The following is a 24457-nucleotide window of genomic DNA, read 5'->3' on the forward strand; positions in this document are numbered from 1 at the left end:
GTGTTAGATACCGGCGTCGAAAAGCGACTGCCGCCCGGGCTTGAGCGCGAGGTTGCCGACCTCCGGCGTGACCCAGCCTTCCGCCTGCTCGAACATGTCGGCCGTTTCGGCACAATAGACGATCCGCTCGGCAGTCACGGTCGCTTCCGATCCGTCGGCAAGAATGACGGTCGCGGCACCACCCGCGATCATCCGTTCGATCTGCGGGAAGTTGCCGATGCGGTCGAGGAAATGATGCCCCGGCGTCGTGACGAGTTCGTTCTCCTCGTCATTCTCGACCCACGTCAGACGCAGCCATTCCTCTGTAATGTTTGCGAATATGCGCGTGACGCGTTTCGGGACGAGGCCGCCGCGACCTTTAAAAGTGCCAGGATCAAATGACAGGACCAAATCACCCGGGGCCAACAATGAAATTGGACATGATTCGTCCGAAATAAGCTCAATAACTATATAACCAGGAAAACACTTAGCCCAATCTCCTCGAGGAGAGGAATTAAAGCCGAATACGCCCGGAGAATAGCCTTTATTTAATAAGGCTTCATATTCAGAAAATTTTTCATAAAAGTTAGTTTTAATTGGAATTGCCTTAAATTTAAAATTGAATGTCCCCGCAGTTCCAAAAGAAATGCCTGCTACTTTTGCATACCCTCCGGAACCCACTTTAAGCGTAACATAACCCTCTGTATCTAATGAAAACCCTCCCCCTATTCCAATGTAACCCTCCATTCCGGCGGAATAAGTTACATCGTCCCAGTTCTGAATTTCACCGGCGCGACCAGAAACAGATCTACTAAAAAGACCTAAGTCTTGCCCAAAATATCCCGTCCGATTCCCTGTTGAAATATCAATTTCACCGCCAAAATGCCCTCCATAGGCTCCTACACTACCCTGAACAGAAGAACCAAGATGGGGATCAAAATCGACAGTCGCTTCAATACCATCCCAGAAATCAGACATTTCCACCCCCTAATTTGAAATCTTATTTAGAATTTGACGCAACTGAGACGCAACGTGATCATTAATACAAATATCTTTCTTTGAACTATTCATGCAAAATTCTCTCAATTTCAATAAATACATTGTAATAGGCTGAATGAGAAAATCCGGTATTTCAGAAAATTCAAATTCAACTCCAAAAGATCGAGCTATCGCAATATTTAGGCATCTAATTTTTTGAGAAAAACCCACACTCGAATCAATAAATATTGCAGATGATAATATTTTAACTCCATCTTGCGACAAATAAACAAAACACCCACCACTATTGATCTCGATTATTTCATAACTTTCGAGATCTAAACGTAGAAAACTGAGTTCCTCGTGTATCTTTAGCTTTATTTCGCGACCGTCAATTACCCCCCCCTCTCAATAATAATGAAATTTGCATAACGGCCAATATTCACAAAAGAGCCATGATAAGTTGTGATTATATTGAAATAGGAATTTGTATATTTTCGTAATTTTTGATCAAAAATATCGAAAAAAGGCTTTATATCAACATCCCTCTCTATTACTTTTATGAGATTGCTCGCTAAAACTTTTGAGGGAGAGAGGGAAACTGAAAAAATTACAACAAATCCAAAAAAAATTATTTGCACTAAACTCACTGCCTGAGGTTTTTCACCAAAGCAAAAAAACTTGCGCCGTTCATAAAACATAATTCCCACCCACGACCTTGAATCCACACCGACGAAAGAAGCGGTCCGTGCGCGCCGGCGCGATGCCACCTGTTGCATGAACCAGCAGATGCTTGCACGCGCGCTCCCGCGCCCATTGCCGCACCGCCTCGACCAGCTTCAACGCGGCACGACCGCCGAGCGGCGTTGCCGCGATTTCCTGCTTTGTAACCAGTGCAAGGACCGTCGCCAAGAGATCCCGCTCCGCCAGAAAATACTCTCCCGCCTGCCCATAGGCAAAGCCGACAAGACCCTTCCCATGGTCATCGCCCCGCCCCGGCCGTTCCGCCAGGATCAAACCGTATCGGTCGGGCCGGGCGACCGCCCGCTAGAACAGCCGGCGCGACCCAACCTTCCGCCTGCTCGAACATGTCGGCCGTTTCGGCACAATAGACTATCCGCTCGGCGGTCACCGTCGCCTCCGACCCATCGGCGAGAATGACGGTTCCGACGCCGTCCGCGATCATCCGTTCGATCTGCGGGAAGTTGCCGATGCGGTCGAGGAAATGATGCCCCGGCGTCGTGACGAGTTCCTTCTCCTCGCCATTTTCGACCCATGCCAGTCGCAGCCATTCCTCGGTGATATTGGTGAAGATGCGCGTGACGCGTTTAGGGACAAGCGCGCCTCGGCCTTTATTGGCAGAGGGGTCGAAGGAGAGAACGATATCGCCGGGACAGATGTCCGAAATTGTAAGACTTTGATCGCTATCGACCTGTATCTTCACATCATTTGAAAAACACTTCGTTGAATTTAAAAAGTCTTCAATCGTCGAATAAACAGGCTGGCCCCAAAAATTAACCACCTGCCCACTTACGTCATCAGCCGGAATTCCATTAAAATTTGTGTAAGGCGCATCAAGCGGCCCAAGAGGTAAACCTCCATCCAGCCTTCTTTCTAATTCAAGGTTCGCAAGTCTTTGCATCGTATCGAATTTTTCGATACTCAGATTTTTATTTATTATATGGTCGGCGGTTAAACGAGTGGTATTTATGATTGCTTCTGCAATTGGTCGAACCGCTTTCACTGCCCGCCCAGTCACCGCCTGAACCGCAATATCAGTCGCCGCACTACCTATTTCAACCGCGACCGCGCCCAAGAGATCGGGCAGCCGCCCTCCCCGATCTACATATGTCCTCGCAGAATTTGCCCCTTCAACAATACCAAACAGTGAACGGTCTGCAATTTGAGTATACCGCACTTCGTAAGGGTCAAACCCACGATATGTTGCAAAGCTGTTAGCGTTCTCTTTTTTCATGCTTTTCTCGATCGCACATTGCTGATTTATAAAAATTTATACTTTCCTCAAAATGATCTGCACCCTTCATAGATAAAGAAAATTCGAATCCAGAACGATTTACTTGATGATAAATTTGACCGTCACATCTTTCTATTATAATTCTACTATTTACAGAAATGCTGTCCAATATCCGCTTATTCATCAAGTCAGAAAAATTGACACTATCCAGCTTTCCTGCAATTTCATCTTTAAAAATAAAATTAGCCATCACCTTTCCAAGAGGCATATGACCATTATCAATAAAAATACGATCAAATTCATTTAGATTTATTCGATAACTATATTGCCGAACAGTTTCGGGAAGCGGGCAAAAATTGTTATTTACCCGAACGTTTACAATACACTCTTCGATAGAAATATCGACAACACCTCGCCTCCCAAACACATTCTCAATATCGAATTTTAATTGATCCCTCAGTGAATTCTCATTAATTAATGTATTGGAGGATTTTACTTCATCAACAAACAAATAAATTGCAAAAACAAAAATATTGATAAATATAATTGTTTTAAAAAGTATATTGCAATCAATTCTTGTAAAATTAATAGCTCTTTGCCGCATAATTCCCACCCATGACCTTGAACCCACACCGACGGAAGAAGCGGTCCGTCCGTGCCGGATCGATCCCGCCCGTTGCATGAACCAGCACATGTTTGCAGGCCCGCTCCCGCGCCCATTGGCGCACCGCCGCGACCAACCTCAGTGCGGCACGACCGCCGAGCGGCGTTGCCGCGATTTCCTGCTTTGTAACCAGCGCAAGGACCGTCGCCAAGAGATCCCGCTCCGCCAGAAAATACTCCCCCGCCTGCACATAGGCAAAGCCGACGAGACCGCCCGGCGCGCCATCGGCACGTCCCCAACGCTCCGCCAGGATCAAACCATAACGCTCGGGCCGGGCCACCGCACGTTCGAACAGCCGGCGCGCCTTGGCCTCACTGAAAGGACTGTCGCGGAAAATCGTACGTCCATGAAACTCGCGCGCCAGCGCCAGCGCCGCGCGATAATCGGCCTCGGTGTCGCGCGCCAGCCGCAATCGGAGGCGCGGGGCTTCAGCCCGATGTTCCGTCGAGGCGGTATTGGGCGCCGAGAGACTCTCCGCCCGAACGCCGGATACCGGGGCGTCGACGTTCGAGGCTCCCGATATCGAAACGCCGGATCTTGAAGCGCCAGTTGTCGAAGCGCCGGTCGCGACCGGACCCGCGTCCGCCTGCGCCGATACGACCGTCGGCGCGGCGGAAACGCCGACAGCGGCTTGCAGACGGGCCTCGGCCCCGCGTGCAAACGCTGCACTATCCGCCACACCCGGCGACGCCCCCTCCAGGAGGCCGTCCCGACCGGCGTCTTCGCTGGACAGTCTTTCCCTCACAACCCACCCCCAAACCGACGGAGCTTCGATCCCCGTCGGACACAGGATTGCGGGAAAACGGCCAGTCACCCACGCCGTGCGACGTCAGAACAGCAGCGTGTGGACTTAGACCCATCCCGCAACACGCACACAACCCATGAATTGCATTCAAGGCAGAAACGGAAACGAAACACAACCCTGGGAACAGAAATTCCACCAGAAATCACATACCCGTCGCGTCGCCCGCTCGAGGTACTGAACACGAGATGGGTCAATGAAGGCGACATCGCGCCTGCGGAGCAGGCAAGCGCTGCGGTTCTGCTGTTCCGCACGCCGGTTGCCGTGCGCCGAAAGCGCGACGTGGTCGGTGCCGCCACCTCGATCCTGAGGAGCATACCCCGCCGCGTCCAGGCGCTTGCGCCCTGGCAATCGCTCCGGATCCGGACAACGAACGCCCTGACCGACGCAATCGAGGCCCTCAACCTCGACGAGCGCGACCTGACCGTCCATCGCTGGTCCCGGAACTCCGTGCGCCAGGGCGACACTCCGATCCCGATGAAGGGCTATCTCGGCACGCTGCGCCTGACCGGTGATTTGCGCCCTCTCCTGCCCTATCTCTCGATTGCAGCCGAAACGAACACGGGAAGCCATGCCTCGATGGGGCTCGGCTGGTTCGACCTCGTCGTCTATCCGTGAGAGCGGAGACCCGCCCCGTTTTCCGACATCATCTCTTCCACCCTTGCAGCTGTTGCCGTCTCTCCAGCGACCCTGCCCGCAACAATCTCGCGCAGGAGATCCATGCAATCGTCCTGCAATCGCGCCACCCGTCGGGAGGTTATCTGGCCGGGAGGCGTGGTCCATCCGCGCGGTTTTGGCCGTCCTATCGATGCCCAGGCGCCGTGGGCGGCCTTGAGCAACGCGCGCTTGCTCATCCGGGCATGGCGGGCCAGATCCATGACGATCTCGATCGTCGACTTGCGGAACCGGGCAGGCAAACCGTGGTTCAGGAACTGGACCATGATGAGCGCAGAGCCTTTGCCAGGGGACCCGATTTCCGCAGAAGGCTCGGGATCACGGTTCGCACCCAACAGGCGATCTTCAAGGGCTGCCTGAAGGATCAGAACATCCCGCCTGGTGCAGTTGGAACGGATGATCTTCAATTCCGTCTCATCCCACGGTCCCAGCACCCTGTAGCCGACGCCCGGGATCACCTCAATGTCATCGGGATGCGGCAGAACCGAGTTCGGATCCTGACCTGTCTTGAGAGCCCGCTCCAGAAGCATTTTTTGGTGCGCCCGTAGGCGATACCCGAACGTCACGTCCTCATCGATCCGGCGCTGCTCAAGCCGTTGTGCCACATTGATTTCGTTGACCGCATTGCTCAACGCATGAACAGAGCCGTTCGCCGCCATCTGAAGCAGCTTTCGGGTGACCACCTGTTCAACCCGAACGTTCTGCTGGCGGCCATCGCTGGTGATCGTAACCGTGCGGTTCGCCTCGTCCAGAAGGGCTTTTTGCAAACGGGTCGGGACCGCCCTGATATCCTTTGACCCGGGCTTGCGGGACTTGTTTCTTTTGACAGCCATCACCTGTCTCCCGCGATCGCGGCGATGGAAGCGCTGCCGATGCCGTCCTTCTCGGGAACGCCGATTTTGGTGGAGGCGCTATCGATTTCGCCCAGGCGTTCCCTGGCAACATTTGCAAACCAGGCGCCGGTCTCAGCCAGCTTCGCCGGCTCGCCGGTGACCCGTTCGAACCGTCGAAGGATGGTGTCACAGTAAAGCGGATCGATCTCGATCAGCCGGGCAACCCGGCCGCACTGGTCTGCTGCGATCAAGGTCGAGCCGGATCCGCCGAAGACGTCGAGAACCGTATCGCCACGTTTTGAACAATCGCGTATCGCGTCCGCAATCAAGGCCACCGGCTTCACGGTCGGGTGCATCGCCAGCTCCTTAGCGCGGTTGGCTCCAAGCGAACTGATGCCGGGATAGTCCCAGACATTGGTGCGATACCGAACCGCGCCGGGTTTGCCGGAGGCTGTTTTGTTTAAGTTATGCGGCCACTGCCGATTGTTTCAGCGTGGCGTAGTATTGTTCCTCCGCTCCAGCCGGAGGGATGTTTCCTATCGGCTCCAGCAAGCGCCTGTGAGTGAACCAGTCGACCCATTCGAGTGTCGCGAACTCGACAGCTTCGAAGCTGCACCATGGCCCACGCCGATGAATGACCTCGGCCGTGTAGAGCCCGCTGATCGTTTCGGCGAGAGCATTGTCGTAGCTAGTCGCCAACGCTTCCGACGGAGGGCTCGATACCAGCCTCGGCCAGCCGCTCCGAATAGCGAATGGACACGTATTGAACGCCCCTGTCGGAGCGATGCACGAGGCCGCCGCCATGAACGGGACGCCGATCATGAAGCGCCTGTTCCAGAGCATCGAGAACGAAGGGGGCATGCGCCGTCCGGCTGACGCGCCAACCGACGATACGCCGGGCAAACGCGTCGATGACGAAGGCCTCATAGACGAAGCCCTGCCAGGCGGCGACAAAGGTGAAATCTGAAAACCAGAGCCTGTTCGGCGCCGGAGCCCTGAACTGGCGGTTCACACGGTCAAACGGACTTGGCGCAGACTTGTCCGGGAACGGCGTCTTGACCGGTTTGCCCCGGATGATCCCCAGAAGCCCCATGGCCCTCATGAACCAGGCAACGGTACAACGGGCGACATCGAAGCCTTCCCGCTGCAATTGCCGCCAGACCTTGCCCACGCCATAAACCCGGAATTTCTCTAAAAACCACGGCGGATCTCGATCTTCAGCGCGATATCGCGGCGAGCGCGGGACAACAGGCGATCCAAGTCCACCCGCTTGACGATATTCTCGTAATTGGTCGATGGGGCAATCGGCAGCAGTCTGCAAATCGGCTCGACCCCAAACACACCCCGGTGTTCTGCGATGAAGGCAATCATCGCTTCAGTGGGCGATCGAGCTCCGCCATCGCGAAATATGCAGACGCCTTGCGCAAGATCTCGTTGGCCTGTCGAAGCTCACGGTTTTCCCGCTCAAGAGCTTTCATCTTCTCGGCCGCATCGCTCGGCAGGCCGCCTCGTTTGCCACTATCGACCTCTGCCTACTTGACCCATTCATGCAGCGTCGCCGGCGCGCAGCCGATCTTGGCCGCGATAGAAGACACCGCGGCCCACCGGTATGGATGCTCGGCTTCATGGTCGAGCACCATGCGGATGGCACGTTCACGGACTTCAACTGAAAACCTGTTTGTTGTCTTGCTCATATCGGCTCCATCCTGCTCAGGAGTTGGAGCCTCCGGCAAACCCGGGACGGTTCAGGGTCACGAACTCTTGGCATCGAGGAACTCGGGACTCTCCAAGACACGTTGCACCCGCGCGATCTCGCTATTGTAGCGGGAGTGCTTTGCCATTTCGAGGCTGGCATAGAGCAGCCGCTCCGCCGGAAGCGGGCGCCCACGGTGCAGCAATGACAGGGCATAGGTGGTCATGGCGCTGTTGAGTCGAAGGGTCATGGCGTTGCGCCGGGCAATTGCCATGGCACGGATCAAGAGTTTGCCTGCTGTCGACGCCTCGCCGCTTTCCAACACAATCCTTGCACGCAGATGCAATGCCTCGCAGGCAAGCGAGGGCGCCCCCATCAACTCGGCGTAGTCTTCCACCTCACGCAACCTCTGCATCGCGTTCTCCGGTGACACCCCCTCCCCGGCGGGCACCAGCATCCAGATGCGGATTTCCGACAGGACGATATGGCGACGGACATCCTCATGTCCGCCGCTGTCGGCAAATTGCCGCGCCTCCCTGAGCAGCAGAAGGCTTTGCACCGGATCCTTCGCCGCCTCGAGCCGGGCCCTGTGATTGAGGAAGACAGCCGAAGCGCGCACATCATCGTCCTGCCGGCTCCACGCGAGCGTCTCGTCATATTGACGTTTCGCCTCGTCGACATTGCCCATCAGGTGATCGATCAACCCCAGATATCCGACGGCGAGCTTGTAGACCCGGTCACCGCGGACGTTCTCGTCGTCGCGGATACGGCGCAACCGGGTGCGCGCGGCGGAAAGCCGACCGCGTTCGATCTGCACGATCGCGAGATTGAGGGAGATACGGTTGTGCTGGCGGCCAATATCCTCCCGCCCCTCGATCCCGCGATTGAACTCGATCGCCTGTCGCAGCAGGGCCACGGCGTCCGTGAGGTTGCCCTGTACGAGACAGGTCAGGCCCGCCTCGTTGTAGAGCCAGACGATCTCGTCGCGATGGAGAGCATTCATTTGCCGCCAGTCGAGGTCGGGTCGATAGGAGCGAAAATCGCTCTGCAAATCGACCTGGTCAGTGTTTTCCCCGTTTTCCTTGCCGATTGCGGTCCTGAGGTCATCGATGTCAAGGAGTTCCCATGCCATCCGGATGACCCAGCGCAGGCGAACCTTGTAGGTCTCGAAATATCCGCGCTTGCGGGCGGCCCGGCTTGCCGGATGGCTCTTGTAGTCCTCGAACCGCGAGACGACGGCGACGGAGAACGTCGAACGTACCATGGTCAGGGCCGCACGCAGGGCCTCCACGCGGGTCGTCTTGTCGTCGGTCGAAAAGATCCAGGGTTCGAACCGCTGTTCCGCATGGGGTATATCGGGATATTGCGACAGGCCGACCAGCAACCCGCGCAGGTATTCATAGGCTTCATGGCTGAGCCGCGGCAGGCCTGAAGGCATCGAGGCATAGAGCGAGGGCGAGAAATTGTTGATCGCGACCGGATCGGCGGTGCCGCTGCCAAGTCTGGAAATCCCGTAGCGCTGGACGATCCGGTGAAGCGCGAAGCGGTACTCCATCTGCGCGGGCCAGCGCCGGTTGTCGGCGGCGGACGGGGCTTCGCCAAGTTGCTTGACCTGCGGATGAGGATGCAGGCGGAAACACAGCCCGCGAAAAGCCAATGTGTGGAGCGCCTGCGAGATTGTGCGCCTTCGGCTTACATCGAATTCCGTTTTCGCATCGCGGAAATAGGCGCGAATGTCGGGCAGGCGGACCAGAACATTGGCGCTGACGGGGGAGCCGATGACCGCCAGGCTGCGCAGCAGTTTCTGGTGCAGCTCGATGTCGTTTTCCGGGTCGCCGATGACATGGAAGCGGGCGTAGGTGTCGAGCGCGGCCCGCAGCACGGTTTGCTCGCGCTGCTCGACGCTGACATTGCGGATCTCGTTGACCGTGTTGAAGATCAGGGCCTCGGCCTTCCGGGCGCCTTCCAGCAGGGTTCTTTCGCGCAACACCACGCGTTGGGCCGCGGCGAGCAGCAACGTCATGCAGAAACGGTTGCTGCCAAGATGCCGGCGGATCTCGCGCCACTCGCCCTCGGAGTCGTCTTCCGCTGTCCGGTAGCGCAGAAGCATCGCGCGCCGCATCAGCGGGACGCGTTTTTCTCGGTCTTGTTTCGGTTCGTCCACTCCCTTGAGCGCGGCAAGGACTTTTGTGGCAACGTCGATTTCCACTGTGTCCCAGTTCGTTGCCAGTGCCTGCGCAAGGCCGGACGGCTTGTCGGTCGCCCATAAATTCTTACGCAGTTTCTTGGCATCTTGAAAGACGGTTCCAGCGGCAAGCTCTTCCAGAACGCTGCGGGAGCTGGCGAACTTCCGTGAGCGGTGTCGATACATGACGAACAAGGCGGTCGCCAGAATGAAGAAATTGTCGATGAGGAATTCCGTCGTCTTCATCGGCCGGGCGAAATGAATGAGGTTAGTTTGCCCGGTCGTTGCGGTCGGATTGCGTGACGAAAAGGGTATGCCGGAGGCCACACTGCGCCTCAGCGTGCTTTCCTGCCCGCGTGCGTCAATCCCCGGTCGGTCGATGCGAACCGGATGCAGGGCGGGGAGCGGCGGTTTGTCGGATCTTGTCCTCATACGGCCCGCCAGACCCGGCGCGGGCAGGCGCCAGAGGTCGCCGAGACCGGTTTCAGCCCCTGTGGCGATGATGTCGACCGGCAAGGAGCTTGCTTCCTCCGACATGAGATAGGCGAGAACGTCATGGATCTCCGCGTTCTTCGCCCGCCGGTTTCGCTCTATCAAAAGCTCAACGCCATTGATGTAGATGAGGACCCGCGGTTGCAGGGACAGAACATTGCTTCTTGCCTTGACCAAGGTGCGACTCTGGGTGTCGAATGTTTCCAGCGCATTCCGCAGGCGTAGTGTGCGCGGCAGTTCCTTGAGGTCTTGCTGTTTTTTTCTCCATTTCTTTTCATCCGCTTTTCTCAACTTCGCGAGGAATTCATCTCGACCTTGATCGTAGTGCAATTCATTATTGAGATCCTTGAACTGGCCAATCGGTCCTGATCGAAAGTATGATAGCTTTTCGCCCGTTCGCTGAACATCGAGCGCCAACTCGTCGAGCGCGTCGATGAGCATGTCATAGACGGAGGCAACCTCGGTCGAGAAGCTGAGGTTGATGAAGACGGCGCCGAAATAGACCGGCACTATTGGCGTTTCCGAATGGGGTGCGCCGAGACCGCCCTCCGGCCATGCGGCGCGCATATAGGCGGAAAGGCCGAGCCTCGTGTTCATGATCGACATAAGGCAACCCTTACCCAGTCCGCGGTGGGCGGCGATCGTGTAGTACCGACGCCCCGCATCGAGCCGGCCGGCCTTTTCGTCCTTGCGGCGCTGGAGGTATACGGCGCGAAGGAACGTGTCGGCAGCCCGCACACCCGTTTTGTTCAGGTATTCCGTATCTCTCGCAATTTGGCTGTCGCTGAGGGGAAGCGAAGGTATTGGCCAGGCCTTCGCGACGCGTTTCTCGGCCTTGCCCAGATTGGTGATCACGCTGTCGATGCGGTAGCGGATGAACCGTCTCGGGAGGATCAGGCGTTGTTCGGCAAACCTCTTCCGGATGTTGGCATCCGCGTCGACCCGCTCGAACCGGGCAAGCCGATGTGGCGGACTTTGCTGCCATCGCTCCCACCAGGAGCGCCATTCCTTCTCCAGACCGTCAAGCGAGGCATTGAGCGAGCCGGTCAACAGCGCGCCGTAAATCCCGTCAAGCGCGATCTTCTGTGCCTTCAAGTCGCGCAGCAGCGCGCCGAGCGTCAGATTTTCGGACGTGTCAGGGGACGACAGAATTTTCCGGGCAAGATGCGTGAGCAGCAGCAGATAAAAGTCGAGATAGTCGGTGCCATCGACCGTTTCGGAGCCATGGCGGTTCTTGGCATTGCTGGCGGCGCGCGATGCCTTGTAGCGAACCGGGGTGAACGTCGGTGAAACAAGGCGCGGTTGAAACGATCCGTCTTTTTTAATCTTGGTGGAAAACACTCTCGCGGTTAGTCTTTTCCGGCCGAAGAGCGCGGCGAGCACGTTCGGCCTAGTGTCATCCTGATTTAGCTTTCCAAGCGCCTTTTCCAGTCGCTGAAAAAGGTCAGCGGTATCATACATTGACCGCCCGTTTTCCGTTTTGACCTCTGCTGGGTCGCACGTCGTGCCGAGAGAGCGTTCCGTTCCACTATCCTTGAGGTTCTCAAGGGCCTTTCGCCGGTCGTTCACGATACGCGTCAGTTCGCGAACGAGGGTGAGGATCTTGTGCAGCCAATCGATGTCCTCAGGGACGCCACCGATCGTGACCTGGCCGCCACCGTAGAAGATCGTGTGCACGCCGTAGCGCAGATAAAGGGCGGTGCTGGTCTTGGCGCGGGCCGCTTCGTCCTTTTCGGCCGGAAGCAGCACGATGGAGGTGTAGCCGACCTCGCGGTCGCGATCGCTGATGAACTGGCGCAGCGGCCGCAACAGGTCCGCCTCGGTCATGCCGAGCCCGAGAAACAAGGTGGGGGCGCCGGAAAACGCAATCGAGATGCCTTCGTCGACCATCTCCCGCATGGCATCGCGGCGCAGATAGAGGTCCATGTAGTCGGCCTCCGTCACCACGATGTCTTCTTCCTTGCTCGCCCGCCCGTGCAGGTGGAAGACGGAGGCGTCGACCCCCTCGTCGCTCACCGAGAAACCGACCAGATCCGAGGCCGTTTCGCGACGAAACGTCAGATCGCGAAACACGCCGCCGAGGCTGTCGGAGCGGTGGCTGCGCAAATCCATGTATCCGCGCGGAAACGGACTGCCGTCGGCGGGGCCGCCATGATCGTCGTGCTCGAACCGCCTGTATCCCGCGTCCTGGAAATAGCGTTCGATCTCGAAGTCGTAATTGGTCGTCAGGAACCGGCTGATCTTGAGCTTGCGCGCCGTCTTGACCAGCGGATCGAGACGCTCCGACAGGATCGAGCGGCGTGAGCGGAAGTCGCCGGGCTTGACCTCGTCGAAGATCGAGAGTTCGGGAAGCCCTGGCGTCGGCTCTTCGCCCTTCTCCGGCTTCAACTTCGTCAGTGGATCATCAACCAGAGCGAGCAGCATGCCGGCGAGAAAGCGCGATGACGGCGTCAGGAAAGTCCGGTCGTGTTCCGATCCTTTATCGTCCTCGCCCGCCTGGTCGTGGAGGTTTGCTTCGATAAAGTCCGTGATTTCTTCCCATCCGCTTTTCTTAGGCTCTCCGGCTTCAATGTTCTCAGGCGCTCCGGCTTCAGTGTTCTTAGGCTTTCCGGCCTCAATGATCTTTCGGATGTTTTTGCAGCGAAACGGCGTCAGGACAGTATAACGGTCCGGCTTCTGCCGGATGCCCGGGATCCGGCGACCGAGTTTTGCCGTGTCGAGCACATTGAGGGTTCGCCGCATCTCATCGATGCGTTTTTCCCGGTCCCCCCCCTGGCCGGCACGCCCGGCCTTCCGGTCGTAGGACAGCCCGGACAGCAGAATCTGTTCGGCATGGGCTGTTTCATCAACCAGAAGCACTTTCACCAGATCGGAGAAGGGCATCTGCGTCTCGGCCTTGCGCGCTTGACGGTAGAATTCGACCAGTTTTTTTGTGAAGGAGCGATAAACCTTCTTGAACCCATCGTTGTCAGCGTCTCTTAGATACTGTGTCAGCTTTTCGATACTCTCGATTGGCGCCGCATTGTCGGTGTGGTGCAGGCACCCGAGTGCGTTGCGCTCCAGGATGTCTTTCCTGTCGGCGGGCGTTATGTCGCGCTTGTGCAGGAAGAGGCCGGATTGGCGCTGAAGCAGGTCATGCAGTTGCTGGGCGATCTCGAACAGGACCGGGAGGCTTTCTCCGCCGGGAAACTCGCCGCTGTCGCCGCGTGCCTGGTCGAAGGTACGCCTCAGTCTGGTGATATCCGCGCGGGCGTAGCCGATCTGGCGCTGGCGGCTTACGATCCAGCGCGCGATGTTTCGGGCATCGCGGGTGCTGAAACCATTGAGAAACGATCTTGGATCGTTTGAGCGAATTACATATGCTCTGAATATCAGAAAGCGGATTTTTTTTGCTTGGGTTGATAACAAGTGGTCGTCGATGCGTATCACCGGACCCGCGGCGATCGCCTGGTCGCTCAGATCGGGGTCGACGATGTAAAGACTTGTCGCCAGCGCGATTTCAGCCTGCTCAATCAGAGCGACGAAGCTGTCCGCCATTTGCGAAACCACATTGGTCTGCAAGTCCTTCCATTCCTGCCAGCTGAGGCGGCCGAAGCCGGCGGAGAAGCCCGAGCCGATGAAGGTGGTCAGGTTGCGGCTGTTGATTGCCTGAAACAGCAGTTGCTTGCCCTTGCCCTCGATCAGGCTCATGTCGAGCGTGTCGTCGATCTGGTGGATCGTATAGGGCCAGTAGCGCAGCTGTTCGCGCAGTTCCTCGAAGAAGTTTGCCTTTTCCTCGGCCGGCGTCGCCGATGGCGCCCCCTTGCTGCCATCCTCCGTCGAACTCTTACCCATCCGCGCCCCCCCAGGCTCTCTTGTTGTGCTCTCGCGCCGGATCAGCCCCCAAGAGCCCGTCTCTCGAACTCGCCGGCGTCGACATGCATATCGAGTTGATCGGTCTCCGGCAGGTCCGAAACGGCGTAGCGCGACGCCTGCGGCCCAAGCGTGCTCATCTGGATGATCTTTTCCATCGACCGTGCGCCATGCCGGAACGCCGGGACCATCAGGAACGCGTTGAGAACGCCGTCGTCGACCGAGGCCTCGCCGGTTGTGGTATCGATGATGGAGGCGGCGTTTTGTTCGAGCAGGCTGCGCAACAGGATCGCGCGGCGCAGGATGTGATCGTCATCGCTTCCATTGTCTCCGCGATCGGGGCCGCGCACATCGATATGGCCGCTGAGGCGGGAGACGAAATCGGTCAGCTTCAGTTCCGGCTCCTTGGGGGCCTTGGACGCCAGGTCGCGAAACGTGTGGCTGGTGCCGCCTGCGAAGACAAACAGGCCGCGCCCGATCGGATGAAGCCGCGCGCCCTCGCGGAAGGTGCCATCCTGCATCGGGGCAAGGAAATGCTTCACCAGAGACAGCTTGTGTGAATCGAACTCATCGAAGAAGCAGAGCGGTGTCCTGCCCTTGAGGTTCTCGTCCCGGATCTCGTGAAAAAAGCCCGGAAGGTCGTCTGCCGTGGCCTCGGACAGGTTGAAGACCTTTTCCTCTAGTTTGAGCGGCTCCACCATCTGTTTGATACCGAACGACTTTCCGGCTCCAGGCGGGCCGAACACCGCAATCGACAGCGGTTTCGTCGCCCCGGTATCCTTCAGATAACCACGGATCAGTCGATTGATGGCGCGGTATCCTTCGATCTCGGTACGGTCCACCGTGAAGAACTTTCCGAAGCGCGCCGATGGAACGTCCGACAGGACACGCAGGCCGTTCCGCACAATGCTTTCTGCCAGGTTCCGGTTCGACGTCGACCTCGGCACAACGACCCGCTGCTTCGGGCCACGAAGCGTAAGGTTTTTTTCGCAGCGACAGGAGTTCAGCTGTTCCTGCGACGGCTCCGGCATCGGAAACGCGAGCGCGTCTCCGTTTTCCGTGAGCCGGGATTGCGCGAAGGCGCGTTGCCAGGCGAGCGCGCGCAGGACGGGCCCGCAGAGGTCGCCCGAACCGGAGAGGGGCCCTGCCTCGGCGATGCCTCGCGCGAGCGCAGTCGTGAAACTGTTCATCTTGCCGAACAGGTCGCCGGCCTGTTCCTTCTCGACATCGCCCTCCGCAAGTGCGGGGTCGAACAGCAGGTCGAGGGTCGTGACTGAGGCTGCATTCCGGCTCAGGATCGCGGCGCCCTCGACGTCGAAGAGAACCAGAAGATGGTCGCAGCCGGACAGGAGTTTCGGCAGAAGGCCCGTTGTTTCCCCCGCCTGTCGCAACAGGTCCTCGACGACGAGTTCCCAAGACAACCCGCGGACCAGTCGCACGCCGCTGGCTCTCAGATTGTTCGCGTTGACGATGAGGATACGCCGCACCTCGCTCAGGGTCGCGACCCGATCCCAGAGCCGTCCCTCGCCAAGCGGCAAGTGCATTTTGTGGAGAATGGTCCGATCCGGGACCTGCCTTTCAAAAAGCGGCGGCCCCCAGATGTCCTCACGCTCGCGCAGCCCGCCGCTTGCGTCGTTCAGGATGACCAGAGGCCACGAACCGTCCGGGCAGGTTTCCGAGATGCATGATTGCAGCGCCGGTTGCGTGCTCGTGCGATATCCGCCGAAGCTGGACACCCGCAGCTCCAGCGGCGCGTCAGGACGATGTTCCAGGAACTGGCCAGCGGCGTCGACATAGCGGACATTGGCGAGCGACTCCACATGTGTCTTTTTGTCCTCGCATTCGCCACTCGTCTTGACATGTTGAGGCCCGGCCATGGTCACATCGAATCCGTGGGAAACGAGCATGTCGCGGGTCATGTGGACCCCGCCACGCAGCGTCCACATCTTCCAGGTGCCGTAATGCGCCCAATCCGGACTGGTCTGTCCGCCGATCGGGGGAAGCGCGACGATGAAATGATCAATGGCCGGATCGCCGAGAAGCAGGATATCGCGGGAAATCTGGACGGGGTCTGGCAAAGACGCGCACTCCAAAAATATACCCGGCAGGCGGGAGCCGACCGGCGTTAAACGAGACTGAAATCAGGTCGCCTGCGTGTCGAGACGAGTGCTAAAAAATGCGACGTAGCGTAATGCAAAGTGAGAGTGGCATCCCGACGATGCCGATGTAAAGCTGATAAACGGCACGGTGGGCGAATCGGGATCGGCCCGGACCTGCCGACTTCGCGCCAGGACATGGCGGTCCCTCCCCTGATGATCGCACCCTTTGGCTAACCCACCGATCGTTGGACAGGATCTGGCGTAATTTGAGCTACTCGTGGCACCTGCAGATCGGGTTGGTTGATATCACTTCTCTGCCAATAGCCCAGCGCCAGCGGCTTGCCGCCCAGGGCTAAGTGAGGGCGCTGATAGTTGTAGAAGGTCATTTGCCGGCCACCGAAGAACGGGGGCTCAAGGAACACTGTCGATCCGCCGCATCATGGTGAGGCTCATCTCGTTCTCGCCCTTTGACGTGTAATAGAAAAATGAGCGCGCCAACGACGGCAGCTTGCATTGCTGCCCGATGGACAATTGGGGCGATCCCGCTTCACCAAGTCCGCGGTCACACGCTTTTGCTGCATTTTGCTACCTTGCCGTGCAACAATGGGCGCGTCTCAATCGCCTGGCGTTGCAATGGGGCACACATGACCGGCTATTTCGTTACGCGCCACCAGGGCGCCCGGGAGTGCGCCGAACAGGAAGGTCTGGGCGAGGTCCGGCTGGTTTCGCATCTCGATCCGGAGACGCTCGGTCCGGGCGACACGGTGCTGGGCACATTGCCCGTCCAGCTTGTCGCCGCCGTCAACGCCCGTCCGCGGGCGACGCCGACAAGCCCGCGCCCTCCCCGCAGAAAATGGCCCCAGAGAGCCCCGGGGGCGTTTCTGCAGGACTTCGGCGGCAAGGCCATCGATGACAGGGACGGCTTTCTCGAGGCGGAGGGCTTCACGACATGCAACTGGCGTCCGGCCTGCGAGGCGCTCGCCTATCATGCCTGCTGCTGTTCGAAGTCGACGGGTGACAGCATCCCGTTCCTGCCGTACTTGCGCTTCGGGTTGTAGAACATCTCGATGTAGTCGAACACGTCCTGCCTTGCCTCCTCGCGTGTTCGGTAGGTCCTGCGCCGTATCCGCTCGCGCTTGAGGAGGTTGAAGAAGCTCTCCGCCACGGCATTGTCGTGGCAGTTGCCGCGCCGTCTCATCGAGTGCTCAAGATTGTGGGCACGCAGAAACGCACACCAGTCCATGCTGGTGCACTGCGAGCCCTGATCCGAATGAACCAGCACCCTGTTCTTGAGCTTTCGACGCCACACCGCCATCAGCAATGCCTGCAGGACACCATCCGTCGTCTGCCGGCCCTGCAACTACCAGCCGATGACGCGGCGCGAGAACAGGTCGATCACGACGGCCAGATAGGCAAAGCCCTCAAGTGTCCGGATGCAGGTGATATCTGTCACCCACGCCCTGTCCGGCGCATCGACATCGAACTGCCGGGCAAGGGTGTTGTCGATCACGACTGACGGCTTGCCGCCATAGGAACCGGGCCGACGCTTGTAGCCGATCCGCGCCTCGATCCCGGCCAGCCTGGCGAGACGAGCGATGCGGTTGGGACAGCACGTCTCTCCCTGATCGAGAAGGTCGTCATGCAGCTTGCGATAGCCGTAGACCCTGCCGCTCTCCTACCAGGCCTTGCTGAGAAGCTCGGCCTGGCGAGCGTCTTCCCGAGCTCGCCTGCTCAGGGGGGTCTTCAGCCAGGCGTAGAAACCGCTGGGTTGGATGCGCAGGCAACGACACATCGTCCGAACAGTGAACTGCTGTCGATGCTCGGCAACGAACGCGTATCTCACTTTGCATCCTTGGCAAAATACGCGGTGGCTCCTTTTAGGATGTCGCGCTCCTCGCTCACCCGCACAAACTCGTGCTTCAGGCGACGGCTCTCCGCAGACTGCCCGTCCTCGCTGGAGCTGGAAGAGGACTTCGAGAACTTCCTCTTCCAATCTCAAGGCGCATGCCGGCTGACATCCAGACGCCGGGAAACCTCCGCAACCGGATAACCCCGTTCGGCAATCTACGCCACCGCGTCCCGTTTGAAACCGTCGCTGGAATTGGCTTTGCCCATGTCGGCCGCCTTGCGTCAAATTCAGGGAAGAAGGCGTCTAGGAAACGAGGGGCTATTCAGTAAGAACACCGAGCCCGCGACCCGGCCCGCAACAGGTTCGATGCAGCAAGAAAAAGCGTTTCACGGTCCAAAGCCAACACTTTAAAAGGCCTTTAACGGCACTTTGAGCGGTCTTTAAAGCCCCTTTAAAACAAAGCCGGATTTGCCGAAAAATTGTAGAATGAAATTCCAATAACGGTTGGAATTTACGCAGCAATTGGAACGCGGCTCGACGCGCGGCGTTTCCAACGGACCCTTATCGAGACGAGAAAGGCCGACAAACGACCACTTGCGGTTCGCCTCAAGTTGGGAGCAGCAATGTAGAATTACACCACGTTGACGGGCCGCGCCCACGGCATCGCAAGATCAAATTTGGGAGACATGCCGATCTGGCTCACCCGTTTATCTCCGCGATGAGTTCATCCGTGGTCATCTGTCGGCAATAGCCGTTGATCGTCTTGAGCGAATTGTCGTGACGTTCCTGGGTGTAGGTCAGGCAGGCGTCGGTGACATGGGTCACGAGATAGCCCAGATCGCAGGCATCGCGAACCGCGCTTTCAACGCATTGATCCGTCACCAGGCCCGAAATCACGATCTGTTTGACGCCAAGATTGCGCAAGATGTAGTCGATATGGGTCGAGACAAACACCGATGAGGAGGTCTTCCGAAGAATGATTTCGTCGCCTTCCGGAGCAATTGCGTCAAGCACCTTGCCGTCCCACGACCCCTTGGGCACATTGAAACCGGTAATCTTGTAATCAAGACTGCGGTCCCGGCCGTCCGCGGTGAGGCTTTCGATTACAGTGTACATCACCTCGATATCGCGCTTGCGGAATGCGGATTGCAGGCGCTGCATGTTGGGCAGGGTCTCGCGCTCGAATTTTTCAAAGAACCAGCCGCAGCTGTCATTGAACTCTTCTTGCGGCAAGTCCTTGAATTCTCCGCCATCCCGGCGTGCACAAAAATTCTGCACATCTATGAAAAGTAGCGCCGAAGAAGCAGGATCCAGCGGCAGGTTACGAGAGAGTTGCATTATCGGCTTCCATAAACTGAGACAAAAGATCGTAAATCCGAGCGCTCCACTGCTGGCAGTCATCGTCGGTGAGAAGATGGTCGTTGCGCACTTCAATTAGACTGTGCGCTATTTGCCGCTTCTCCGCGCAAACCGGAATATACCAGTCGGTTGCATCTTCAATTCTGTATGGCTCGTTGTCGCCGATCACCAGGGAGGGCCACAGCCGCGTGGCAAGTTGAACCAGATCATTGCCGCGACTCATCGGCTGGCGATAGAGAAAACCAATATCCCATGGCCGCGCCATGCCATTCATGAAAGGTGTGAAGCTGTGGATCGAACATGTGAAACGCAGATTCTGCCTGGCAATTTGCGCTTCGCTGGCCGTTGCAAACGGCTCGAAGATTTCGCGAATTCTTGCATTGTTTTGCAAGTGCGTCTGATGCTGGTTGCCGGGAATTTCCACCTGATCGCTGATTGCAGGAATTGACTGAGCCGTACCGGGCGGCCTGTTGCAGTCAATTACCAGGCGGCTGTAGCGTTGCAGGATAAGCGTACAGCCGAAGCGGGCCGCCAAGTTCCGGGCCAAATTCTCGGTGCCGATATCATAGGCGATATGCTGGGCGAGCTGTTCGTCTGTCAGCCCGAGAGACCCGAGTTTCTGCGGGATTTTCCGGCCTGCATGCTCGCAAATCAGGAGAATTGGGCTCGTTGAATCAGCGTTGACGATTTCAACCGGCTCGGGGTCCGCCCGTCGGCTCAACAGCTCTTCAGATGATGCCAATTCCCACGACGAGCTCAAAACCGCCTCCCATTTTCACCTCACGTTTATGATCGAACAGTGCAAAAACATTCTATCAAATTCAAGGCAAAAATTATGTTTGACATATTTTTTTCATATTGCTTAGCTGGCGGTTATTGGGCTGCAAAAAGGGCATCGTGGTGGAAATTCGTCACTTGATGGAGGACATGATCGAACGGCTGACGCCGGCCGAGCGCCAGCTCAAATCTGTCCTGATGGCGGATTATCCCTTTGCTGGCCTCGAGCCCATTCAGGAGTTGTCACGCAAGGCGGGAGTTTCGGCGCCCTCCATTTCCCGGTTTGTGACAAAAATCGGATTTTCCGGGTTTCAGGAGTTTCAGCAGAAGCTCGTGCAGGAACTCAAGCAGGGCAACCGATCTCCGATTGATTTGCGCGATGGCCAGACGGCTGGTCAGGAAGCCTCTCTCCTGTCCTATCTGCAGCGTATCGAAACATTGAATTCGGAACTGGCGGAGCGGGTGTCGCCAGCGCAGTTCGATAGGGTCTGCCAGCTCCTGGGCGATTCCAAACGGCGGATCTACATGATCGGCGGCAGGATGAGCGACTCGATTGCTGGGTTTTTCGTCCGGCATTTGTGTCAGATCCGCAAGGACGTCTTCCACATCCCCGCTGATCCGGAAACCTGGCCGGAATACCTTTTGCGGCTTCGCCCGAAAGACATAGTGCTTGTCATCGATTTCCGGCGCTATCAGGCCAGTCTCGAGCGGCTGTCCATTCAGGTTCGCACCTGCAAGGCCCAGACGATCGTCATTACGGATCAATGGATCAGCCCATGTGCAAAAGGGGCGAGTGAGCTGATTTCGGTGCCAATCGGTTCAGGAACGTTGTGGGACAGCTACGTGCCCGCATTCGCCCTCGTCGAGGCATTGCTGATTCCGCTGGCGGAAATGGATTGGGATGCAACGAAGGCACGAATTGCTCAATGGGACGAGATGCGCGACGAGCCGACCGTCGGAATTGGGGAGTGACGCTGAATGAATTCAGATGAAAGCAAGTTGGTTTTTGTTGCAACATCGGATCTCGCCGGTCTGGTGCGCGGCAAGTCTTTTCCGGTTTCCGAATGGAAAAAACGCAGCCTGCGCGGTGTCGGCTGGACGCCGACCAATGTGCAGATAACCTGTTTCGACACGATCGCGGACAGCCCGTTCGGCTCGCTTGGCGACCTGGCACTGATCCCCGAGGCTGGCACTCGGTTTCAAATGGGTGATCCGGGCAATGCTTTGGATATTGCTCTTGGCGACATCCAAAGCCTGGAGGGTGAACCGTGGGATTTTTGCACGCGCTCGCATGCCAAGCGGGCTTTGCGGGAATTGCATGAACTGGCGGGTGCGACTGTCCTGTCGGCATTCGAGCATGAATTCCAGCTGAAAGACGGACCGGCTCGCCCGGGCGATTCATTCGGCCTGAAAGGTTTCAGAGACGGGCAAGCCTGGGCAGAAGCCTTGATTGCCGAATTGGACCGGACCAGTTGCAAGCCAGACACCTTCATGAAGGAATACGGCCCGTCCCAGTATGAAATCACCAATAAACCGGCGACCGGAATCACCGCCGCTGACAATGCGGTTATCCTGCGCATCCTGACTGATGACGTGTTGCATCGCTTTGGTGTCGGCTCAAGCTTCTCGCCGATCCTTGACCCCGATAGCGTCGGAAACGGAGTACACATTCACTTCAGTTTTATTGATGATCAGGACAATCCGCTAACGCACGATGTGGCCGATCCTCACGGAATGAGTGCGTTGACCCGTCACTTTATTGGCGGTGTGCTGAAATATCTTGATCAGATAATGGCGCTTCTGGCGCCATCGGAAATCAGCTACCTGCGCTTGACGCCGCATCGCTGGAGCGCCGCATTCAACAATCTCGGCTATCGCGACCGGGAAGCTTCCGTACGCATCTGTCCGGTTTCAAGCCGGGACAGCGAGGCAATAGCCAGACAATACAATTTTGAAGTCCGTGCAGTAGATGCAGCCGCCAGCCCGTATCTCGCCTATGCCGCACTTCTGTTTGCCGGCACACAGGGCGTTCGCGACGGTCTCGAACCACCAGCACCGACCGAGGAAGACCTGTCCCTGCTCGGGCCTGAAGCTCTGGCCGAACGCGGCTTCCGGCGTCTTCCGCAAAGCCTGAAAGAAGCACTCGACACGATGGACAGATCCCAGTCGGTGCGAAGCTGGTTCGGTGATGAATTCGTCAATGTCTACCTTGATCACAAAAAGCAGGAGATGACCGAGCTCGAGGGTCTTGATTGGCAGGAAAAGTGCAACCTCTACAAGGAAGTCTACTAGATGCTGGAAATCCGGGGGGTATCCAAGAGCTTCGGAGGTGTAAAGGCCGTTGATGGCGTCAGCTTCATGGTCGAGGCGAACGAAATTCATGGTTTGATTGGCCCGAATGGTGCCGGCAAGACCACCATGATCAATCTCATTTCGGGTTTGTTGAAGCTGAGCGCCGGAGAAATCCTGCTTGAAGGCAAACCCATTCAGGATCTGTCCGCCCATGAGAAGGCCCGTATCGGGGTGGCGCGGACGTTTCAGAACCTGCGCCTGTTTGCCAACCTGTCGGTTCGCCGCAACATCGAGGTGGCGGAAAGCGAGCACTCGGGAAAGCCTGACCACGATCCGGATCTGATCGAGGATGCAATCGACAGGTTCGGGTTGCGAGGCGATGTGGACCAATCACCCAGAAACCTTCCGTACGGCCAAATGCGGCGGCTCGAAATTGTTCGCGCCTTGGCGCTGAGACCAAAGGTGCTGATGCTGGACGAACCGGCCGCAGGCATGAACCCCGACGAAACCGATCAGCTCTTTAAAAACCTCACCTGGCTCAGGGAACGGCATACCTGCGCAATCATCCTTATCGAACACGATCTGAAATTCATTTTGTCCGCCTGCGAAAAGCTGACGGTCATGAACATGGGCAGCGTCGTGGCCTCTGGCCTGCCCGACGATGTGACGAAAAATCCAGAGGTCATAAATGCGTATCTAGGAAAAGGCGCATAACAATATCCGGAGCAAACTCATGAGCATTCAGCACACATTGAAAAATGCATTGATGGCGACAACGGTCGGTTTGGCTGCAATGACAGGGACAGCCTACGCTGCAGACACCATCAAGATCGGACTGCCCGTTCCGCTGACCGGTGACTACGCACCCTACAATGAAGTCGATGGCGCCAAATGCATGGCGGAGATGATCAACCGTGACGGCGGCATCGGCGGCCGCGATCTCGAACTTCTGGTCCAGGACACCGGGTCTGACACGCAGTCGGCGATTTCTCTGACCGAGAAATTTGTGGGCCAGGGAGCTATCGCCATCAGCACGATCCCGTTCTCCGACACCATGATCCCGGTCGCCCAGATCGCTGGCGCAAGTGGCGTCACGGTGATCCAGTCGCAGAGCACGCAGGTCGAAATGCACGGCGGTGTGGTCGACAACTTTCTCACCAATGTCTCTCCGGATCCCTATACCGCCACAGCCGCAGCCAATTACGCGCTCGCGCAAGGCGTAAAGAATATTGCGATCTTCACCTCTGATGATGGCGGCTCCTGGTCTGCCAAGACCCCGGAATGGTTTGCCGAAGTCATTGAGGCCAATGGCGGCAAGCTTCAGGCAAAGCTCAACTACACCTCCGGCACGACGGACTGGAGCCCGCAAATTGCCGAGCTAAAGGCGCTCGATCCGGCACCCGATGCCGTCTACATTTCCTGGGCAATGCCAGACATCGGCATCTTGATCCGGCAAATGCGCTCGGCCGGCCTCGACGCCTGGGTGGTTGGTTCCGACGGCTTCGACGATCCATCCCTCGACGCACTGGCAAAGGAAGATCCGGCAATCCTGAACAAGGTGTTCTTCGGCACGCTTGCCCCGGCGGTTCCTGGCAGCCGGATCGAAGCGTTCCAGAAAGCTTGTGCGGAAATCGACATGCCTGTCAGCGGCCTGTTTCCTTCGCTTGGCGCGGACATGATCAAGATCATGGCTTACGGAATCGAGAAAGCCGGCGGCGACGATCCGGCAGCTATTCGTGAAGCGATCCGCAGCGCCGACAGCATCCCGGTCATGTCGGTTGATTCAATCTCCTTCAAGGACACCAAGAGCTTCGCGCTGCGCGAAATCCCGGTTGTCGGCTTCAAGGATGGAGTGCGATCAGTGGTCTCCCAGGAGATCCCGTCCAACGCGCCGTCGTTCTGATAGCGCGCCGATCAAAAGCTTTCCGGGCTCCGGCCCGGCAAGCTCACTCT

Annotated in this window: 17 protein-coding genes, 3 pseudogenes and 1 other annotated feature; of the genes and pseudogenes, 6 read left to right on the forward strand and 14 right to left on the reverse strand. The window is 57.6% G+C overall.

Translation table 11 applies throughout. The features are described 5' to 3' along the window. Positions 1-3: 3 nt before the first annotated feature. The 6 genes from BLU32_RS21740 to BLU32_RS21760 all read right to left on the reverse strand — a co-directional run bounded on the left by BLU32_RS21740 (position 4) and on the right by BLU32_RS21760 (position 4341). The gene (locus BLU32_RS21740) at positions 4-957 is read right to left on the reverse strand and encodes a hypothetical protein (protein ID WP_157727584.1); all 954 of its coding nucleotides are present in this window, start codon (positions 955-957) and stop codon (positions 4-6) included. 395 nt (positions 958-1352) lie between these two features. Further along, complete coding sequence (locus BLU32_RS21745) at positions 1353-1658, reverse strand: hypothetical protein (protein WP_157727585.1); 306 nt, start codon at positions 1656-1658, stop codon at positions 1353-1355. Then, complete coding sequence (locus tag BLU32_RS09045; RefSeq protein ID WP_157727586.1) at positions 1648-1869, reverse strand: hypothetical protein; 222 nt, start codon at positions 1867-1869, stop codon at positions 1648-1650. The genes BLU32_RS21745 and BLU32_RS09045 overlap by 11 nt, the downstream gene beginning before the upstream one ends. A 70-nt stretch (positions 1870-1939) precedes the next feature. Continuing rightward, the gene (locus tag BLU32_RS21750; RefSeq protein ID WP_157727587.1) at positions 1940-2932 is read right to left on the reverse strand and encodes a hypothetical protein; all 993 of its coding nucleotides are present in this window, start codon (positions 2930-2932) and stop codon (positions 1940-1942) included. Next, on the reverse strand, positions 2913-3536 hold the full coding sequence (locus tag BLU32_RS21755; protein WP_157727588.1) for a hypothetical protein: 624 nt from the start codon (positions 3534-3536) through the stop codon (positions 2913-2915). The genes BLU32_RS21750 and BLU32_RS21755 overlap by 20 nt, the downstream gene beginning before the upstream one ends. Further along, positions 3517-4341 carry a hypothetical protein gene (locus BLU32_RS21760; RefSeq protein WP_157727589.1) on the reverse strand — a complete coding sequence of 275 codons (825 nt, stop codon included), beginning with the start codon at positions 4339-4341 and terminating at the stop codon, positions 3517-3519. Before BLU32_RS21760 ends, BLU32_RS21755 begins: the two co-directional genes overlap by 20 nt. A gap of 99 nt (positions 4342-4440) precedes the next feature. Here BLU32_RS21760 and cas6 point away from each other — a divergent pair, with 99 nt between their 5' ends. Continuing rightward, positions 4441-5016 carry a CRISPR system precrRNA processing endoribonuclease RAMP protein Cas6 gene (gene cas6 / locus BLU32_RS22440; protein ID WP_256371433.1) on the forward strand — a complete coding sequence of 192 codons (576 nt, stop codon included), beginning with the start codon at positions 4441-4443 and terminating at the stop codon, positions 5014-5016. On the opposite strand, the gene BLU32_RS09065 is transcribed toward cas6, so the two are convergent. From BLU32_RS09065 to BLU32_RS09085, 5 genes and pseudogenes are all read right to left on the reverse strand, one after another. After that, positions 5007-5906, reverse strand: a complete 900-nt coding sequence (locus BLU32_RS09065; protein ID WP_197673727.1) for a DUF5681 domain-containing protein — start codon at positions 5904-5906, stop codon at positions 5007-5009. The genes cas6 and BLU32_RS09065 overlap by 10 nt on opposite strands. Beyond that, positions 5906-6322 (reverse strand): annotated as a pseudogene (locus BLU32_RS09070) (site-specific DNA-methyltransferase); the annotation flags it as partial. The gene BLU32_RS09065 and the pseudogene BLU32_RS09070, both read right to left, overlap by 1 nt. Positions 6323-6371: 49 nt before the next feature. Then, a pseudogene (locus BLU32_RS09075) lies at positions 6372-7600 on the reverse strand (IS3 family transposase). Further along, positions 7203-7319 (reverse strand) — a sequence feature (AL1L pseudoknot). It overlaps the preceding pseudogene by 117 nt. 57 nt (positions 7601-7657) lie before the next feature. Then, positions 7658-14110, reverse strand: a complete 6453-nt coding sequence (locus BLU32_RS09080; RefSeq protein ID WP_093806320.1) for an SIR2 family protein — start codon at positions 14108-14110, stop codon at positions 7658-7660. Between the two features lie 41 nt (positions 14111-14151). Then, positions 14152-16206 carry a hypothetical protein gene (locus tag BLU32_RS09085; RefSeq protein ID WP_093806322.1) on the reverse strand — a complete coding sequence of 685 codons (2055 nt, stop codon included), beginning with the start codon at positions 16204-16206 and terminating at the stop codon, positions 14152-14154. Between the two features lie 665 nt (positions 16207-16871). Here BLU32_RS09085 and BLU32_RS09090 point away from each other — a divergent pair. Next, complete coding sequence (locus BLU32_RS09090; RefSeq protein WP_093806324.1) at positions 16872-17285, forward strand: CRISPR-associated protein Csx16; 414 nt, start codon at positions 16872-16874, stop codon at positions 17283-17285. Here BLU32_RS09090 and BLU32_RS09095 read toward each other — a convergent pair. The 3 genes and pseudogenes from BLU32_RS09095 to BLU32_RS09105 all read right to left on the reverse strand — a co-directional run bounded on the left by BLU32_RS09095 (position 17213) and on the right by BLU32_RS09105 (position 20195). After that, positions 17213-18291 (reverse strand): annotated as a pseudogene (locus BLU32_RS09095) (IS3 family transposase). The gene BLU32_RS09090 and the pseudogene BLU32_RS09095 overlap by 73 nt on opposite strands. A 484-nt stretch (positions 18292-18775) precedes the next feature. Beyond that, entirely contained in the window at positions 18776-19414 is a 639-nt protein-coding gene (locus BLU32_RS09100) for an isochorismatase family cysteine hydrolase (RefSeq protein WP_093806326.1), read from the reverse strand. Next, positions 19398-20195 (reverse strand): N-formylglutamate amidohydrolase, encoded by a 798-nt coding sequence (locus BLU32_RS09105; RefSeq protein WP_093806328.1) that lies wholly within the window; start codon positions 20193-20195, stop codon positions 19398-19400. Before BLU32_RS09105 ends, BLU32_RS09100 begins: the two co-directional genes overlap by 17 nt. Positions 20196-20353: 158 nt before the next feature. Here BLU32_RS09105 and BLU32_RS09110 point away from each other — a divergent pair, with 158 nt between their 5' ends. From BLU32_RS09110 to BLU32_RS09125, 4 genes are read left to right on the forward strand one after another with little or no spacing between them, the layout of a single operon-like run. Then, the gene (locus tag BLU32_RS09110) at positions 20354-21184 is read left to right on the forward strand and encodes a MurR/RpiR family transcriptional regulator (protein ID WP_172838552.1); all 831 of its coding nucleotides are present in this window, start codon (positions 20354-20356) and stop codon (positions 21182-21184) included. A 6-nt stretch (positions 21185-21190) separates the two neighbouring features. Further along, on the forward strand, positions 21191-22504 hold the full coding sequence (locus tag BLU32_RS09115; RefSeq protein WP_093806330.1) for a glutamine synthetase family protein: 1314 nt from the start codon (positions 21191-21193) through the stop codon (positions 22502-22504). Further along, positions 22505-23218, forward strand: coding sequence for an ABC transporter ATP-binding protein (locus BLU32_RS09120; protein WP_093806332.1), 714 nt, complete (start codon positions 22505-22507; stop codon positions 23216-23218). 19 nt (positions 23219-23237) lie between these two features. Next, complete coding sequence (locus tag BLU32_RS09125; protein WP_208977005.1) at positions 23238-24407, forward strand: ABC transporter substrate-binding protein; 1170 nt, start codon at positions 23238-23240, stop codon at positions 24405-24407. Positions 24408-24457 lie beyond the last annotated feature (50 nt).

This window comes from Stappia sp. ES.058, assembly GCF_900105595.1.
Taxonomy (GTDB): domain Bacteria; phylum Pseudomonadota; class Alphaproteobacteria; order Rhizobiales; family Stappiaceae; genus Stappia.

Bases quoted from the DNA above. Each gene is read 5' to 3' on its own strand.
- BLU32_RS09125 (WP_208977005.1), top strand. From the start codon at position 23,238: ATGAGCATTCAGCACACATTGAAAAATGCATTGATGGCGACAACGGTC.
- BLU32_RS09065 (WP_197673727.1), bottom strand. From the start codon at position 5,906: ATGGCTGTCAAAAGAAACAAGTCCCGCAAGCCCGGGTCAAAGGATATC.
- BLU32_RS09110 (WP_172838552.1), top strand. From the start codon at position 20,354: ATGGAGGACATGATCGAACGGCTGACGCCGGCCGAGCGCCAGCTCAAA.
- BLU32_RS09100 (WP_093806326.1), bottom strand. From the start codon at position 19,414: ATGCAACTCTCTCGTAACCTGCCGCTGGATCCTGCTTCTTCGGCGCTA.
- BLU32_RS09120 (WP_093806332.1), top strand. From the start codon at position 22,505: ATGCTGGAAATCCGGGGGGTATCCAAGAGCTTCGGAGGTGTAAAGGCC.
- BLU32_RS21750 (WP_157727587.1), bottom strand. From the start codon at position 2,932: ATGAAAAAAGAGAACGCTAACAGCTTTGCAACATATCGTGGGTTTGAC.
- BLU32_RS09080 (WP_093806320.1), bottom strand. From the start codon at position 14,110: ATGGGTAAGAGTTCGACGGAGGATGGCAGCAAGGGGGCGCCATCGGCG.
- BLU32_RS09115 (WP_093806330.1), top strand. From the start codon at position 21,191: ATGAATTCAGATGAAAGCAAGTTGGTTTTTGTTGCAACATCGGATCTC.
- BLU32_RS09090 (WP_093806324.1), top strand. From the start codon at position 16,872: ATGACCGGCTATTTCGTTACGCGCCACCAGGGCGCCCGGGAGTGCGCC.
- BLU32_RS21755 (WP_157727588.1), bottom strand. From the start codon at position 3,536: ATGCGGCAAAGAGCTATTAATTTTACAAGAATTGATTGCAATATACTT.
- BLU32_RS21745 (WP_157727585.1), bottom strand. From the start codon at position 1,658: ATGTTTTATGAACGGCGCAAGTTTTTTTGCTTTGGTGAAAAACCTCAG.
- BLU32_RS21740 (WP_157727584.1), bottom strand. From the start codon at position 957: ATGTCTGATTTCTGGGATGGTATTGAAGCGACTGTCGATTTTGATCCC.